General features: G+C 70.1%; 15 protein-coding genes. 6 read left to right on the top strand and 9 right to left on the bottom strand.

Features of this window, described 5'->3' with window-relative positions; translation table 11 throughout:
* Positions 1-44 precede the first annotated feature (44 nt).
* Genes ABZ348_RS10925 through ABZ348_RS10915 form a run of 3 tightly spaced genes read right to left on the bottom strand, consistent with a single transcriptional unit; the run spans position 45 to position 1,668 of the window.
* Positions 45-1,016, bottom strand: coding sequence for an NAD(P)-dependent alcohol dehydrogenase (locus ABZ348_RS10925; protein ID WP_358931510.1), 972 nt, complete (start codon positions 1,014-1,016; stop codon positions 45-47).
* On the bottom strand, positions 1,013-1,246 hold the full coding sequence (locus tag ABZ348_RS10920; RefSeq protein ID WP_358931508.1) for a helix-turn-helix transcriptional regulator: 234 nt from the start codon (positions 1,244-1,246) through the stop codon (positions 1,013-1,015). The genes ABZ348_RS10925 and ABZ348_RS10920 overlap by 4 nt, the downstream gene beginning before the upstream one ends.
* Complete coding sequence (locus ABZ348_RS10915; protein ID WP_358931506.1) at positions 1,240-1,668, bottom strand: hypothetical protein; 429 nt, start codon at positions 1,666-1,668, stop codon at positions 1,240-1,242. The genes ABZ348_RS10920 and ABZ348_RS10915 overlap by 7 nt, the downstream gene beginning before the upstream one ends.
* A 404-nt stretch (positions 1,669-2,072) precedes the next feature.
* Between ABZ348_RS10915 and ABZ348_RS10910 the strand changes: the two genes are divergently transcribed.
* Positions 2,073-3,782, top strand: a complete 1,710-nt coding sequence (locus ABZ348_RS10910) for a SulP family inorganic anion transporter (RefSeq protein ID WP_358931504.1) — start codon at positions 2,073-2,075, stop codon at positions 3,780-3,782.
* A gap of 174 nt (positions 3,783-3,956) precedes the next feature.
* Complete coding sequence (locus tag ABZ348_RS10905; RefSeq protein WP_358931502.1) at positions 3,957-5,804, top strand: alkyl sulfatase dimerization domain-containing protein; 1,848 nt, start codon at positions 3,957-3,959, stop codon at positions 5,802-5,804.
* Between the two features lie 42 nt (positions 5,805-5,846).
* Here ABZ348_RS10905 and ABZ348_RS10900 read toward each other — a convergent pair whose 3' ends face one another.
* From ABZ348_RS10900 to ABZ348_RS10890, 3 genes are all read right to left on the bottom strand, one after another.
* Positions 5,847-7,283, bottom strand: a complete 1,437-nt coding sequence (locus tag ABZ348_RS10900) for a TerD family protein (protein ID WP_358931500.1) — start codon at positions 7,281-7,283, stop codon at positions 5,847-5,849.
* 399 nt (positions 7,284-7,682) lie between these two features.
* Entirely contained in the window at positions 7,683-7,892 is a 210-nt protein-coding gene (locus ABZ348_RS10895) for a cold-shock protein (protein ID WP_358931498.1), read from the bottom strand.
* Between the two features lie 324 nt (positions 7,893-8,216).
* Positions 8,217-8,801 (bottom strand): rhodanese-like domain-containing protein, encoded by a 585-nt coding sequence (locus tag ABZ348_RS10890; RefSeq protein ID WP_358931496.1) that lies wholly within the window; start codon positions 8,799-8,801, stop codon positions 8,217-8,219.
* Between the two features lie 125 nt (positions 8,802-8,926).
* Here ABZ348_RS10890 and ABZ348_RS10885 point away from each other — a divergent pair, with 125 nt between their 5' ends.
* The gene (locus tag ABZ348_RS10885) at positions 8,927-9,214 is read left to right on the top strand and encodes a metal-sensitive transcriptional regulator (RefSeq protein WP_358931494.1); all 288 of its coding nucleotides are present in this window, start codon (positions 8,927-8,929) and stop codon (positions 9,212-9,214) included.
* A 104-nt stretch (positions 9,215-9,318) separates the two neighbouring features.
* Here the strand turns inward: ABZ348_RS10885 and ABZ348_RS10880 are convergent, their stop codons facing one another.
* The 3 genes from ABZ348_RS10880 to ABZ348_RS10870 are packed head-to-tail and all read right to left on the bottom strand — an operon-like array spanning position 9,319 to position 11,561.
* The gene (locus tag ABZ348_RS10880) at positions 9,319-10,068 is read right to left on the bottom strand and encodes a sulfite exporter TauE/SafE family protein (protein ID WP_358931493.1); all 750 of its coding nucleotides are present in this window, start codon (positions 10,066-10,068) and stop codon (positions 9,319-9,321) included.
* Entirely contained in the window at positions 10,065-10,202 is a 138-nt protein-coding gene (locus ABZ348_RS10875) for a hypothetical protein (protein ID WP_358931491.1), read from the bottom strand. Before ABZ348_RS10875 ends, ABZ348_RS10880 begins: the two co-directional genes overlap by 4 nt.
* A gap of 3 nt (positions 10,203-10,205) precedes the next feature.
* Positions 10,206-11,561 (bottom strand): MBL fold metallo-hydrolase, encoded by a 1,356-nt coding sequence (locus ABZ348_RS10870; protein ID WP_358931489.1) that lies wholly within the window; start codon positions 11,559-11,561, stop codon positions 10,206-10,208.
* A gap of 312 nt (positions 11,562-11,873) precedes the next feature.
* Here ABZ348_RS10870 and ABZ348_RS10865 point away from each other — a divergent pair, with 312 nt between their 5' ends.
* The 3 genes from ABZ348_RS10865 to ABZ348_RS10855 all read left to right on the top strand — a co-directional run bounded on the left by ABZ348_RS10865 (position 11,874) and on the right by ABZ348_RS10855 (position 15,233).
* Positions 11,874-12,755, top strand: coding sequence for a DUF2797 domain-containing protein (locus tag ABZ348_RS10865; RefSeq protein ID WP_358931487.1), 882 nt, complete (start codon positions 11,874-11,876; stop codon positions 12,753-12,755).
* Positions 12,756-12,909: 154 nt separating this feature from the next.
* Positions 12,910-13,647 carry a response regulator transcription factor gene (locus ABZ348_RS10860; RefSeq protein WP_358931485.1) on the top strand — a complete coding sequence of 246 codons (738 nt, stop codon included), beginning with the start codon at positions 12,910-12,912 and terminating at the stop codon, positions 13,645-13,647.
* Between the two features lie 80 nt (positions 13,648-13,727).
* On the top strand, positions 13,728-15,233 hold the full coding sequence (locus tag ABZ348_RS10855; RefSeq protein ID WP_358931483.1) for an MFS transporter: 1,506 nt from the start codon (positions 13,728-13,730) through the stop codon (positions 15,231-15,233).
* Positions 15,234-15,251: the final 18 nt, after the last annotated feature.

Here is a 15,251-nt window from a genome sequence, read left to right as displayed (position 1 = left end):
AAGGCGTGATCGCCGTCCGCGGTGGGGCCGGCGGGCACCGCTCGTCAGGGGGTGATGAGGATCTTGCCGCAGGCCCGGCCGTCCCGGAGGTGGGCGATCGCCTCGGGCACCTGGTCCAGCGGGAAGGTGCGATCGACGACGGGAACGAGGTCCCCGGCGGCGACGAGGTCGGCCAGGGTCTGGAGGTCCTCCGTCCGCTCCACCGAGAACAGGCCGCGCAGTGAGTGGCGTACGAAGGGGGAGAGGAGCAGGGCGCGCAGCACCCGGTCCGTGCCGCCGAGCAGTCGACCGTCGGTTTCGCTGCCCACGATGACGAGCGTGCCGCGGGGGGTGAGGGCGCGGCGGAGCACGGACAGGGGTCGACCGCCGGCTGTGTCGACGATCAGGTCGTAGCGCTCGGGTCGTTCGGCGAAGCCCTCCCGGGTGTAGTCGATGACCTCGGCGGCGCCGAGGGACCGGACCAGTTCGGTCTTGGCGGTGCTGCACACTCCGGTGACGGTGGCGCCCATCGACTTCGCCAGTTGCACGGCGAAGGTCCCCACGCCTCCTCCCGCTCCGATGATCAGGACCCGCTGCCCGGGGCGTACGCGTCCGCTGTCGCGCAGGGCTTGGAGTGCGGTGACGCCGGAGATGGGGAGGGCGGCGGCCCGGTCGAGTGGGAGGTTCGGCGGTTTGACGACGAAGCGGTCCTCAGGTGCGCTGGCGTACTCGGCGAACGAGCCCTCGCAGAAGCCGAACACCTCGTCCCCCGGTCGACAGCGGGTGACTCCGGAGCCGACGGCCTCCACGCGTCCGGCGACTTCCCTGCCGCGGATACGGACGGATGGCCGACGCAGTCCGAAGCCCATCAGTCGCAGCAGCAGGGGCCGGCCGGTCATCAGGTGCCAGACGCCCGCGTCGAGGGCGGCTGCCTCTACGCGGACGAGCACTTCGCCGGCTTGGACGGTGGGTCGTTCGACGTCCTGGAGCTTCAGTACGTCGGCCGGTCCGTACGCGTCTTGCAGCACTGCTTTCACGAGGGCTCCTCTTCGTCGTCCGGGTACTGGAAGACCTGATCGAGCGGAACGGCGAACACCCGGGCGATCTGGAACGCCATCTCCAGCGAGGGCGAGTAGCGGCCCTTCTCGATGGCGATGACCGTCTGACGGGTGACCCCGATGCGGTCGGCCAGTTCGGCCTGGGTCATCTCGTCCCGTGCGAAGCGCAGGGTGCGGATGGCGTTGGTGATGCGGGTCGGCTTCACCACGGGTGGAAGCCCCGTCGGTAGGCGCCGATCCGGGCGGCGGAGCCCAGCGCGGCGGAGAGGACGAACGCCAGGTAGATGGTGTTGGCGATCCAGAAGTGGTCCAGTTCGGCGAGGGCCATCACAAGGACGGCGATCGCGCCGAGGACGACGAAGGACTGACCCACGTGGTCGCCGAAGCGGCTGATCTCCCGGTCGCGTTGGTCCACCCTGGCGGTCCCGCACCGCGAGGTGATCCCCAATGCGATGTCGAGGGCGATGGCCAGGGCGATCGCCGCGCCGACGACCCACAGCAGGGGCGCCGCGTACGCCACCTCGGTCAGCGGTCGATCGCTCGCTCGTTGGAGGACGACGACCAGGTAGACGGCATAGCCGACGATCGCGATCCCTCCCATGATCCAAGCGCGTTTCTCCTCGTGCGCCACGCGTCCCCCTTCATACGGAGTAGTTGTACGGAGCAGTTGTGTGGAGCAGTTGTGTGGAGTCGTCGGTACGGAACAGCCGTGCACGGCCGTTCGCGCGCGACGGTCGTACGGAGCCCTCGTCTCAGGCAGTGGTGCGAGACGGTCGGGCCAGGCAGTCGGACCAGACCGGCATGTAAAGCAAACCTGACATGAAGAAGGTATGACTCTCTTTACATCACGTCAAGGATTCTTTACTTCTCTTCGCTTCGCGCGCACCCGGGACCCGTCCCGTACCGCAAGAACCGCCCCAACGGCACCGTCACCGCCCCCGCCGCGGATCACTCGCCCGGCACCCCTCCGCTCGCGCCCGCCCCCACCCGCCCGCAGGCTCACCAGGGACGACAGCGGCGGCGAAGGGGGCCCGGGTGCATCTGTCATGGCCCCGCAGCCCGCGGAAGACGGGCGGTCAGCGCAGTCGGCCCGGCGGACCGACCGCGTCCGACATCGGCTCGGGTGCCGTCACCGGCCTGTTCTCCATCCCGGAGGGCATGGCGTACGCCTCGATCGCCGGCTTCAACCCCGTGGCCGGTCTGTACGCGGGTGTCGTGCCCGCGATCGTAGGCTCGCTGACCTCCCGTACCGTCCTGATGATCACCACCCTGACCAGCGCCATCGCCCTGACCTCGCAGAGCGTCCTGGACGATGCCGGACTCGACCCCCGGGACGCCGGCCATATCGCCACGCTGACGTTGCTGGTCGGGGTGGTGATGCTGATGGGGGCGCTGCGGCTGGGCGCCGTGATGACGTTCGTCTCCAACGCCGTGATGATCGGCTTCTCCACCGGAATCGCCCTCCAGATCATCACCGGTGTCCTCAAGGACGCCACCGGCTACCGGCCCCGGCACCCGAACAAACTGGCCCAGCTCGTCGACTGGCTGGTGCACGTGCCCGACTGGCAGGGCACGACCACCGCGGTCACGGCCGTCACCGTCGCCGTGTGGGTCGGCGCCCGGGCGGTGCAGCGGCTGAGGTCCGTTGCGCTGCTGATCGCCATGGTGGCGGTGAGTGCGGGAGTTGCCCTCCTCTCCGTGGACGTGGCACTCGTCGGCGGCATCGCCAGCATTCCGGCGTCGCTGCCGTCCTTCACCGCACCCGACCTCTCCGCCGTACCGGCCCTGGCGGGCGGGGCGGTGTCCGTCGCACTCGTCGCCCTGGCCCAGGCGGCGGGGATCGCCCCCGCCGAACCCAATCCGGACGGCTCCCGCTCCGACGCCAACGACGACTTCCGCGCCCAGGGGTACGCGAACCTCCTCGGCGGACTCTTCCAATCGCTGCCCTCGGGCGGATCGCTGTCCCGTACGGGGGTGGCGGTGAGTTCCGGTGCCCGCACCCGCTGGGCCGGTGTGGTCTCGGGGGTCTTCCTCGCCCTGGTGGTCCTGGTGTGCGGATCGCTCGCCGAACACATCCCCATGCCGGTGATCGGCGGGCTGATCCTGGTGATCGGGGGCGAGCTGATCTGGGGACGGCGCCATGACGTGCGGCTGGTGCTGCGCACCTCCCGGCTCTCGTCAGCCGCGATGGTGCTGACCTTCCTCGCCACCACCCAACTCCCGCTCCAACAGGCGATCGTGCTCGGTGCCGTGCTGTCGCTGCTGTTGTACTGCGTCCAGGTCGCGCGCCAGGCGAAGCTGGTCGCCCTGAACCGTACGGAGTCGGGCGGCTGGCGCGTCGACGCCCCGCCGCGGCACCTCGCCCCGGACACGGTGACGGTCGTGGACTACGCGGGCTCGTCGTTCTTCGCCGAGCTCCCCCGGATCGAGAGCCGGCTTCCGTCCCCCGACGGAGCACGGCGGGCCGTGTTGGTCCTGGTGGTGCGCGCCCTGCCCGATGTGCCGTCCTCCACGCTGGTGGGGTTCCTGGCCCGCTACGCGCACCGGATCAGCGCCGCCGGGGGCCGTCTGGTCCTCGCCGGAGTGCAGCCGCCGCTGGCGCGGATCCTCGAAGACTCCGGGCTGGGCGAACAACTGGGCGAGGGCGGGGTCGTACCGGCCGAGCCCGAACTGTTCGCACCGGTGGAGAAGGCGGTCGCGGACGGCCGGCGCTGGATCGCCGCCCGGCAGGAGCAGGAGGAGTAGTCATCCCCGCGAACGGCCCGGAGTGCGGGCGTCCGCGCTCGGTGTTGAGATGGGCAGACGGCGCATCGACCTCCTCGACACCGAGCGGCCGGGCCGGGCCCAGAGCCGAAGGGCCGTGGACGCGCGGGAACCGGCACCGGCCGGAGCATCGACCACCGTGGGAACGGAGCAGCCATGTCGGACCCGACGGCCCTCGCCTTCGACGACACCACCGACTTCGCCAACGCCGACCGGGGCTTCGTCGCCGCCCTGAGCCCCGCCGTCGTCAAGGACGCCCAGGGGCAGGTCGTCTACGACAACGACGCCTACGCCTTCCTCGCCGGTGAGTGTCCGGACACCGCCCACCCGAGTCTGTGGCGACAGGCCCAGCTCTGCTCCCGTCAGGGCCTCTACGAGGTCACCGCGGGCGTCTACCAGGTGCGCGGGCTCGACCTCTCCAACATGACCCTGGTCGAAGGGGACCGGGGAGTCATCGTGATCGACCCGCTGATCTCCGCGGAGACCGCTGCCGCCGCCCTTGCGCTCTACCGGGCGCACCGCGGCGAGCGACCCGTCACCGGCCTCGTCTACACCCACTCGCACGGCGACCACTTCGGTGGTGCCCGCGGAGTCCTCCCCCACGGCACCGAGGCGGGTGTCCCCATCCTGGCCCCGGTCGGCTTCCTGGAACACGCCGTCAGCGAGAACGTCTACGCCGGCAACGCCATGACCCGCAGGGCCGTCTTCATGTACGGGGACCGGCTCCCGAAGGCACCCGACGGGCAGATCGGCGCCGGGCTCGGCATGACGACCTCCACCGGGACCATCACCCTGATCCCGCCAACCGTGGACATCACGGAGACCGGGCAGGAAGAGACCGTGGACGGGGTCCGGATCATCTTCCAACTGACGCCCGGCACCGAAGCACCCGCCGAGATGAACTTCCTCTTCCCGGATCTACGGGCACTGTGCCTGGCCGAGAACGCCACCCACACCATGCACAACATCCTGACGCTGCGCGGTGCGGTCGTCCGCGACGCACGCGTCTGGGCCCGCTACCTCGACGAGGCCGTGGAGTTCTTCGAAGGCCGTTACGACGTGGCCTTCGCCTCCCACCACTGGCCCACCTGGGGGCACGACGAGGTCGTCACCTTCCTCCACGGACAGCGGGACCTCTATGCGTATCTCCACGACCAGACGCTTCGGCTCCTCAACGACGGGCTCACCGGCGCGGAGATCGCCGAAGTCCTCCGGCTGCCGCCCGCGCTGGAACGGGCCTGGCACGCCCGCGGCTACTACGGATCGCTCTCCCACAACGTGAAGGCCGTCTACCAGCGCTACCTGGGATGGTTCGACGGCAACGTCGCCCATCTGTGGGAGCATCCGCCGGTCGAACTCGCCCAACGGTACGTGGACGTGGCCGGCGGCCCCGAGCAGGCACTGGCCAAGGCGCGCGCCTACGTCGACGCCGGCGATCTGCGGTTCGCGGCCACCCTCCTCAACCACGTCGTCTTCGCCACACCCGGGCACGAACGCGACACGGGCACGGCAACCGCGGCGCGCGAGACCCTGGCCGACGTGTACGACCGGCTCGGCCGGGGTGCGGAGAACGGCACCTGGCGCAACTTCTACCTCGCCTCCGCCGAGGAGTTGCGCCATGGAGAGGCACCCGCGCACATCGACACCGGCGGAGCCGAAATGATCAGCGCCCTACCCACCCCCATGCTGCTCGACTCGCTCGCCATCCGCATCGACGGGCCCGCCGCCTGGGACGACGACCTCACCATCGACCTCGTCCTGACCGACGAGCAGAGCCGGTACCGGCTCACCCTGAGCCATGGCGCCCTGACGCATCGCCAAATCCGGGGGAAGCCCAGCAGGAGCGCCGGACTCACCCTGCGGTTGAGCAGAACCCAACTGTTCGGCGTCCTGGCCGGCAAGGGGCTGGACGGGGTGTGGACAGAAGGGGACAAGGCACTGTTGGAACGTCTGCTCTCCCGGGCCACCGCCACCGATCCATCGTTCCCCGTCGTCACTCCCTGAGCGTCCGCCTCAGACCCACCGCTCCCCGGACGGTCTCGAACCCTAGAGCCCCTTGAACTCCACGCGCCCCGCGTCCATCGTGATCGCCCCGTCGAGTTGGAGCACCGGCCGACGCTCGGACCCCTCGGAGCCGTACGTCTCGACGTGCCGTACGGCCACGCCTTCGGGCGCGGTGAAGTCCACCAGCGCTATCGCCACCCAGTACGAGGTCTCCGTCTCCTCGTACAGCGGAACGGTGACCGCCGAGCCCCGGCCGTCGTCGATCACGACATGGGCGCCGAAGCTGCGGAAGGAGCCCGAGCCGTTGCTCAGTGCGGAGTAGGCGCACAGGAGCACGTAGCCCTGCTCGTCCGGGCGCACGATCCGGATCACCTCACGGCCCGGGATCTTGGAATCGCCGTCCAGCAGGATGTACGGCTCGGCCTGCACCGAACCCAGGTTGTTGTAGTAGACGACGTGCCGTTGGTCTTCTTCCGTCCGGACGAACCTCTTCTTGCGGCGCAGCCACCTTCCGCGCCCCGGCTCCTCGTCGGCGACCGGGTCGGCGTTCGGGCTGACGCTCGGAGGCCGGTAGGGGCTGCCCTTGGGGGTATGGCCCGCGGACGCCTTCGTACCGGCCTGCTGTGCGCCCAGCAGCGCCTCATCCGCCGGGACGAAGAGGGCGTAGAAGTCGAGGTCCGCGCCGCGCTCCCGTCGATCGTCGCTCCCGCCGTCCCACACGAGCGTGGCGACGATCTCCACCCCGCGGTCGTTCTTGTCGAGGCTGACGACGGCCTGGGCGCCCTTGTCGAGGCTGAGCCGGCCGAGCGAGGGTGCGACGTTCGAGGCTGCGGGCACTGTAGGTGCCGGGGAGGCGAGAGGGGGGACGGTGAGGGCCGGGCTCAGCGTGGGCGGCTGCCCGGTGGCCGAGGCAGACGCCACGGGATCAGGCTCCACCAGGGCCGACTCCGCAGGTGCGGGCTCATCGGCTACCTGGATGCCGAAGTCGGTGGCCACACCCGCCAGGCCCGAGCGGTAGCCCTGCCCGACAGCACGCACCTTCCAGCCGTCGCCCCTGCGGTAGAACTCCAGCAGTACGGCGGCCCGCTCCCCCTCCGTCATCGCGGGCACCGGGAACACCACGGGCTCAGCCTCGGACTGCACCGCCCGTACGGAGAACTCCGTGACCCCGGCGAACGTGCGGTTCTCGTCGCCCGGATCGCAACTGCCCACCAGGACCACGCGCGTCACGGATGCGGACAGCGCCGCGGGCTCCACCGTGATCTGCTCGGGTGCGTCCGCGTCGGCTGCACGGTGTCGAACGGCCCCACCGCCCGCTTCCGGTTGGTTGAAGAACACCATGTCCGCGTCGGACTCGACCTTGCCGTCCGCGTGGAGCAGGAGGGCGCTGAGGTCCACCGGGTCCCCGGTCCAGTGGAGTTCCACCGTGACCGGCATCCCCGTGATCGAGGCGTTCGCACCCTTGCCGAGCTCTCCCATCACCAACCCCCCAGAGATGTCATCCGGCCACCTTGGCACGTTTTCGCCTCACGGTGAACGTCTCCGTCGTGATCCCGCCGTGAGGGCCACCGCAGTTGGGTTACGGGACACCGTGCTGGTCACGGGTGCGCAAGCCGATGGGTGGCACCTCCCTGCCCCTGGCCGAGCGGGCTGATCCCGAGTGCCGGCCGCCAGGGCCCGGCGACCACCGATGCCCGTGAGCTCCCGCTGGCGCCGGTCCTCCCCCAGTAGACAGGGCAGGCGATCGCGCTCTCAGCCGGCGGTGCGACGCCGAAGGTCCCGACGGATCACCGTCGGGACCTTCGACACACACCACCCGATCGCCACGCCGTCGGGTGCGCATCCGGGTCATCGCGTGCGCGTACGGACCGGGGAGGGTCAGCCCTGGATGACGCGTACGCTGCCCGCCTGCGGGCCCTTGGGGCCCTGCACCAGCTCGAACTCCACGCGCTGGGCTTCCTCCAGCTGGCGGTATCCGGTGCCCTGGATCTCGGAGAAGTGGACGAAGACATCGGGCCCTTCGTCCTGCGAGATGAACCCGAAACCCTTCTCGCCGTTGAACCACTTCACATTGCCCTGTACCGCCATCGTGCTCTGCCTCCAAGCCGCGAACGTCAACGCCGCCAGGTCTACCCGCCGGCACCGGCCTTCGAAACCCCTGCAAAAGTGGGTAAGTCGGTACAACTTTCATCGAAGGGGTGTCGGTGACGGCCGGCGGAGCGCTCAGGGACGCCCAGCGGCCGGGCCGCGCGCCCGGGCCCTCGACGAGGTACGGGCCCGAGTCGGCCACTGTCGGGTGCGGTCGGCTACGGCTCACCGGGTGAAGCCGGATGAAACTGGATGAAACTGGATGAAAAATCCGAACCGCGTGAACTCCGCACGCACTCCGCACGCACTCCGCGCGACGAGACCTCAGCCGTGCCTCAGCCGCTCCAGGGTGGCACCCAGATCGGCCGACTTGGGCCGGTTGTGCGGCAGCTTGGCAAGCATCAGGGCCATGCCGCAGGTGTTGGTCAGCGCCGAGAAGACCAGACCGCCGGCGATCCCCGCGGAGAGCACCAGCCAGAGCGGGTGCAGCAGGCTCAGCAGAATGCCGAGCAGCACGATCGTGCCCGCGGTGAACCGCACCTGCCGCTCCATCGACCAGGTGCTGCGCGTGGCGCAGGCAGGACCCGAAGCGGGCCGGTCGAGGTCGTGACCGCCGGCCGCCCAGGCGTTGGTGCCGCCGATGAGAGTGGCGGTGGTCACTCCCTTGTCGGCCAGGAGGGCGCAGGCGCTCTCAGAGCGGGCACCGGAGGCGCAGACGACGAGGATCTCCCCGCGGCGGCCGGCTTCGGTGAGTTCGGGCAGGGCCTTGCGGAGCTGGTCGAGCGGGATGTTGAGCGCGCCGGGCAGATGGCCCGATGCGTACTCTCCGGGGGTGCGGACGTCGATCACGGTGAGTTCACCGAGTCGGGTGCGGGCCTGGTCGATGTCGAGTGCGGGGGTGGTGTTCATCGCTGTGTCCTTTCTTGAGCCGCTGGGCGTCTCGTGAGCTGCTGTGCGCCGGGGGACGCGGGGGAAACTCATGGGTGCGCAGCTAGGGGTAAAATACCCCTAGGGGTATCGATCAAGGAGTTGTCGTGGAACTGGATCTCGCTGGAGCCGAACTGAAGGCCGTTCTCAACCGGCTGCGCCGGGTGCAGGGCCAGATCTCCGGTGTGATCCGGATGCTGGAGGAGGGCCGTGACTGCGCAGAGGTCGTGATGCAGCTCGCCGCCGCCTCGCGCGCCCTGGACCGGGCGGGCTTCTCGATCATTGCCACCGGTCTCCAGCAGTGTCTTGCCGACGTCGAATCGGGCCAGAAGACCGAGGAGGACCGGGCCGAGATGATGGGCAGGCTGGAGAAGCTGTTCCTCTCGCTCGCCTAGGCCCCCTCTTTCGGATCTTGCTGGGCTCGTATGCCTCGGTGTCTGATCCAGCCTGATCCAAAAGAAAGACCCTAGATCGGGTCCCGTGCTCGGGCGGTGCCGGTTCACAGCAGGCCGTCCAGGAGCATCAGTGCGGCGACGGCGAGCAGGACGTACGCGAAGATCCGCTGGAGCAGCCGGCCCGACACCTTCGCCGCCAGCCGCTTCCCGTCCCACGCCCCGAGCACCGCGGCGCCCGTGAACGGCGCCATGACCGCCCAGTCGAGCCCTTCGGCGGTTCCCGCCCTGGTCGCCAACGCGGCCAGTGAGTTCACCGTGATCACCAACAGACTGGTGGCGACGGCCGCGCGCATCCGCAGACCGACCGGTTTCACCAGGGCCGGCACCGCGAGGAAGCCGCCGCCGACGCCCAGGACACCGGTCAGTGCCCCGAGTCCGCCGCCCGCACCGACGGTCACGGGCCAGCGCGCCCGGACGCCTTCGAGCTCGACGGGGGCCGACGGTCGAAGCATCGCCAGCGCGGCGAGTGCGGCGACCACCGCGAACGCCATGGTCAGCACCGCCGCCGGCAGCTCCCCGGCGATCATTCCGCCGATCGCGGCGGGCACGATTCCCGCGGCGGCGAAGACCGCGCCCGTGCCCCAGCGCACCTGTCCCTCACGGGCGTGTGCGAACAGGGCGGCGGCCGAGGTGACGGTGACGACGATCAGACTCGCGGTCGTGGCCGCGAGCGGGCTGAAGCCCAGCAGGTAGATCAACGCCGGGACGGCGAGCACGCTGCCACCGCCGCCCAGCGCGCCCAGCACCAGCCCGACGACGCCTCCTGCGGCGAGCGCGAGAAGAAGTGCGCTCACGCGATCGAGCCGCCCTCGCCGTGCACGTCGAACAGGGCGGCGGTGCCCGGCGGGCGGCCGTCGTCATCCGCGTACGCGAACACTCCGCCCGTACATCGACGGGTTCCGGCCGTCGTGAAGTGCGAGAAGGGCATCCCTCAGCCCTCCCGCAGGGGCAGACCGGCCGCTCGGGCGGCGTCGAATCCGTCGTCGACGGCGACCACCTCCCGTCCGGCCGCGTCCAGCATCGAGGCGGCGATGGCGGCGCGCATTCCGCCCGCGCAGTGCACCCAGACCGTGCCCGGCGGCACCTCGGCGAGCCGCGCGCGCAGCTGGTGCACCGGTATGTGGACCGACCCCTCGATGTACGCGCCTGAGCGCTCGGAGTCCCGGCGCACATCGAGCACCACCGGCGAACCGTCGACAGCGGCCAGATCGGCGAAGGTGCCCCGAGGGAAGGACCGCGGTCGGTCTCCCTCGCGCACCCACTCCTCGGGCGTACCGGTGGCAGAGGCGGCGGGCCGGTCGATGCCGACGCGCACCAGCTCGCGCTGGGCGTCCGCGAGTTGCTCGGCCGACTCGGCGAGGAGCGTGACCGGCTTGCCCCAGGGGATCAGCCAGGCGAGATAGGTGGCGAGCTGTCCGTCCGCCTCGAAGTTCAGCGATCCGGCGACATGGCCGGCGGCGAAGGCGATGCGACTGCGCAGATCGACGACCCACTCCCCTTCGGCGAGGCGTCGGGCGATCTCATCGGCGTCCGCGACGGCGGGCGGGGAGAGGTCGACAGGGGCCGGGCCACGGGCGTTCATCGGACCCATGTGGGTGTAGTAGGCGGGGACGTCGTCGAGACCGGCGAGCAGCTCGGCGACGAACGTGTCGGCGTCCCGGGTCAGCGCCTCGTTCGCGCGGCGTTCCGTGCCGATGGTGGTCGCATCGCCCGTGGCCTGCGAGGACGAGCAGAAGCTGCCGAAGCCGTGGGTGGGCAGCACGGCGGTCTCGTCGGGCAGTTCCCGGGCGAGTCGATGCGCGGAGGCGTGCTGGGCCCGGGCCAGCTGCTCGGTCAGCCGCGGTTCCACCAGGTCGGGGCGTCCGACGGTGCCGATCAGCAGGGATCCGCCGGTGAAGGCCGCGACGGGCCGCCCGGCCTCCTCAAGCACGTACGCCGTGTGGTGCGGGGTGTGTCCCGGGGTCGCCACGGCTCTCAGGGCCAGCTCGGGGCCGATCTCGGTGCGATCGCCGTCGGCCACGGGCACCCGTCGGTACGAGACGTTCGCACCGGCCGGTACGAGGTACTCGGCACCCGTGGTGCGGGCGAGCTCCAGCCCGCCGGTCACGTAGTCGTTGTGGACGTGGGTCTCCACGACATGGCTGATGCGCACACCGCGCCGGGCGGCTGCGGCCAGGACGCGGTCGATGTCCCGGGCCGGATCGACCACCACGGCGCTGTTCGCATCACCCGCCAGATAGCTGCGGTTGCCGAGGCCGGGCACCTCGATGGTGTCGATGAAGAACACGGCTGATCCTTTCCTATGGCACTTACCCCCGGGGGTATGTACTTCACGGTAACAGAAGTACCCCCGGGGGTATTTTTCGGCGAAGGCTTCACACCGGAAATGGCCCCACCGGGCCGGGGACGCCGCCGGTCGTCGGCTGATCGGGGAAGCGCGACGAAGCGCGGCGTAGGGCATCACAACGCCGGGGCGCCATATCGGCCCCGGGGCCCACTGTCCGTCAACGGCGGCGGAGGCAGTGGGGGTGCAGCCGTTGTCACCGGGGTCCGGTAATCTCCGCGTCTTGGATTCGGCGGCGGACACCCGGAGGTGTTCATGGCGTGGCGGTGCACCGGGCTCAGCTGGCCCCAGGGTGCGCGGATGGCGGTCCTGCGCTGGGAAGGCGGGCGGGTGAGCCCGCTCGTCCCCGGCAAGGCGATCGGTTTCCGCGCCGAGGGCGTCCGCTCGTGCGTCGGAGCACGGGGCACGCCCTGCCCACTGCACACCGTGGTCGCCGGGCACCTCACCCAGGCGCGCTGTGCCGAGTGCGCCCGGCTGGAACGAGCCCATTCGGTGGCCGCCGACACCCTCGCCGACGACCCGAGGACCTACCGCGTCTATCTCGCCTGGTTCGGCCCCGGGCTGGTGAAGGTGGGCATCACCGGCGAGGAGCGCGGAAGCGCCCGACTGCTGGAACAGGGCGCGATCGTCTTCAGCTGGCTCGGGCGCGGCCCCTTGATGGCCGCCCGCCGGACCGAGGAACTGTTGCGCGGTGCGTTCGGGGTGCCCGATCGCATCCCGTACGCCGCCAAACGCGCCGTGCGCGCCTCGCTCCCCGAGTCCCCCCGGGAGCGAGCGACCGAGATCGAAGAACTGCATCGACGCGCCGTCGAACTCGGCCTGTGGAACGAGACGCTGGAGCCACTGGCGTGCGAGATCGTCGATCACAGCGAGGTGTTCGCCCTTCGGGGACTGCCCACCGCGGCGACGACGGTGCGCGAGCTCGTCGACGGCGGGGCCGTGGCGGGCACCCTGACCGCGGTGGCCGGGCCCGATCTCCATCTGCGGACGGCCGGCGGCAGTGCGGTGGTCCTCGATACCCGGCTGCTGCCCGGCTGGTCCCTGATCGGGGCCAATGCGCTGGCGGGGGTCTCCGTGCCCACGACGAACGCCGCCACGGGCGGAGCGGACGACCCGCTCCAGGACGGGCTTTTCTGATCACCGCCCGTTCGGCCCGGAAAACAGCGGCCCGGAAGACAGCGGCGCGTACCGCCGTCTCCGCCCCGGCCTCCGCGGTGATCCGATGGGTTTCTCAGAGAAATCACAGACTCGCGCAAGGGCGTTCTCAGAGCGGGCTCACACACTGACCGGCATGACCACGACTTCGCCCCGGAGACGTACCGAGATGCTCAGGCCGGACGGCACCCCCGTCCGCGTGCTCATCGTGGACGACGAGGCAGCACTGAGCGAGCTCCTGTCGATGGCCCTGCGGTACGAGGGGTGGGAGGTGCACAGTGCGGACGACGGCGACGACGCGATCCGTTCGGTACGGGAGTTCCAGCCGGACGCCGTCGTCCTCGACGCACAGCTCCCCGATTTGAACGGGCTCTCGACCGTGCGGCGACTGCGCCGCGAACTCCCCGATGTGCCCGTGCTCTTCCTCACCACGGAGAACGCCGGCGCCGAACGCATCGCGGGTCTGACGGCGGGCGGTGACGACGTCGTCTCCAAGCCCTTCTCATTGGAGGACCTGGTGGCCAGGCTCCGCGGACTGATCAGACGGTCGGGCACCACGACTGCGCGCCCCGAGTCCCTGCTCTGCGTGGGTGATCTCCTCCTGGACGAGGACAGCCATGAAGTCAGCCGTGGCGGCCGGTCGATCCATCTGACGGCCACGGAGTTCGAGCTGTTGCGGTATCTGATGCGCAATCCGCGGCGGGTGCTGAGCAAGGCGCAGATCCTCGACCGCGTGTGGTCGTACGACTTCGGCGGTCAGGCGAACGTGGTCGAGCTCTACATCTCCTACCTCCGCAAGAAGATCGATGCAGGGCACTCCCCCATGATCCACACCCGTCGGGGTGCGGGCTATCTGATCAAGCCGGGGGAGTAGGCGCCACCGGCCGACCTATACAGCGTATGACGCTCCTTGTACGGTGTACGAGACACTCGTGTACCGCACAGGGAGCTGGCATGACGGCCACCGCCGAATCCGAACCGGCCATCAGCGGCCGTCACCCCCAACGCTGGCTGATCCTCGGCGTGATCTGCCTCGCCCAACTCGTCGTCCTCCTCGACAACACCGTGCTGAGCGTGGCCATCCCCTCCCTCACCCGGGAACTCGACGCATCCGCCACCGACATCCAGTGGATGATCAACGCCTACTCGCTGGTCCAATCCGGACTGCTGCTCACCGCTGGCAATGCGGCCGACCGCTACGGCCGCAAGAAGATGCTGATCAGCGGGCTCGCACTGTTCGGGATCGGCTCGCTCGCCGCCGGCCTCGCCCAGAGCTCGGGCCAACTGATCGCCGCACGGGCCGGCATGGGCATCGGCGGCGCACTGCTGATGACCACCACCCTCGCGGTCGTCGTCACCATCTTCGACGAGACCGAGCGGGTGAAGGCCATCGGCCTGTGGGCGACCGTCAACTCCCTCGGCTTCGCCACCGGCCCGCTCATCGGCGGCGTCATGCTCGACCACTTCTGGTGGGGCGCGATCTTCCTGATCAACCTTCCGGTGGTGGCACTCGGCCTCTTCGCCGCCATCGTCCTCGTCCCCGAGTCGAAGAACCCCCGCGGCGAACACCCCGACCTCCTCGGCGCCCTGCTCTCCACCATCGGTATGACGACCCTCGTGTACGCGATCATCTCCGGACCCGAACACGGCTGGACCTCCACCGAAGTCGTGCTCTCGGCCAGCACGGGCGCACTGGTGCTCGGCCTCTTCGTCACCTGGGAACTACGGATCCCGCACCCCATGCTCGACATGCACTTCTTCCGCAACCAGCGCTTCATCGGCGCCATCGCCGGCTCGATCCTCGTCGCGTTCGGCATGGGCGGCTCCCTCTTCCTCCTCACCCAGCACCTCCAGTTCGTCCTGGGGTACGGCCCCTTGGACGCGGGCCTGCGCACGGCGCCCTTCGCGCTCTCCGTCGTCGCGCTCAACCTCACCGGCGTGGGGGCACGGCTGGTGGCCCGCATCGGCACCCCCGCGACGATCGCCATCGGCATGACCCTGGTGTCGTCGGGTCTCGCCGCGGTCGCACTGCTCGGCAACAACGGCTACGGCGGCATGATGCTCGGCCTGATCGTCATGGGCTCGGGCGTGGCACTCTCGATGCCCGCGATGGCCAACGCGATCATGAGTGCGATTCCCCCTGAGAAGGCCGGTGTCGGGGCGGGGATCAACGGCACCCTCGCGGAGTTCGGCAACGGTCTGGGCGTCGCCGTCCTCGGGGCGGTCCTCAACTCCCGGTTCGCCGCGCTCGTCCCCGCTCTCGTCGGGGCCACCTCCCTGCCGGCGGCACTCGCCGCGGCGGACAGCGCAGACGAACGGGAACAGATATCGGCCGCCTTCGCCTCGGGCCTGGAGACGAGCCAGTTGGTCGGAGCAGCCGCCGTACTGGCGGGTGGACTGCTGGCCGCCCTGCTGCTCCGCCGAGCGGAACGGGCAGACTCACTACAGAAAGCCACATAGTCCACCGCCGGGAAGCGT

Source organism: Streptomyces sp. NPDC005963, assembly GCF_040638655.1.
Lineage (GTDB): Bacteria > Actinomycetota > Actinomycetes > Streptomycetales > Streptomycetaceae > Streptomyces.
This window is presented reverse-complemented; position numbering and strand designations above follow the sequence as displayed.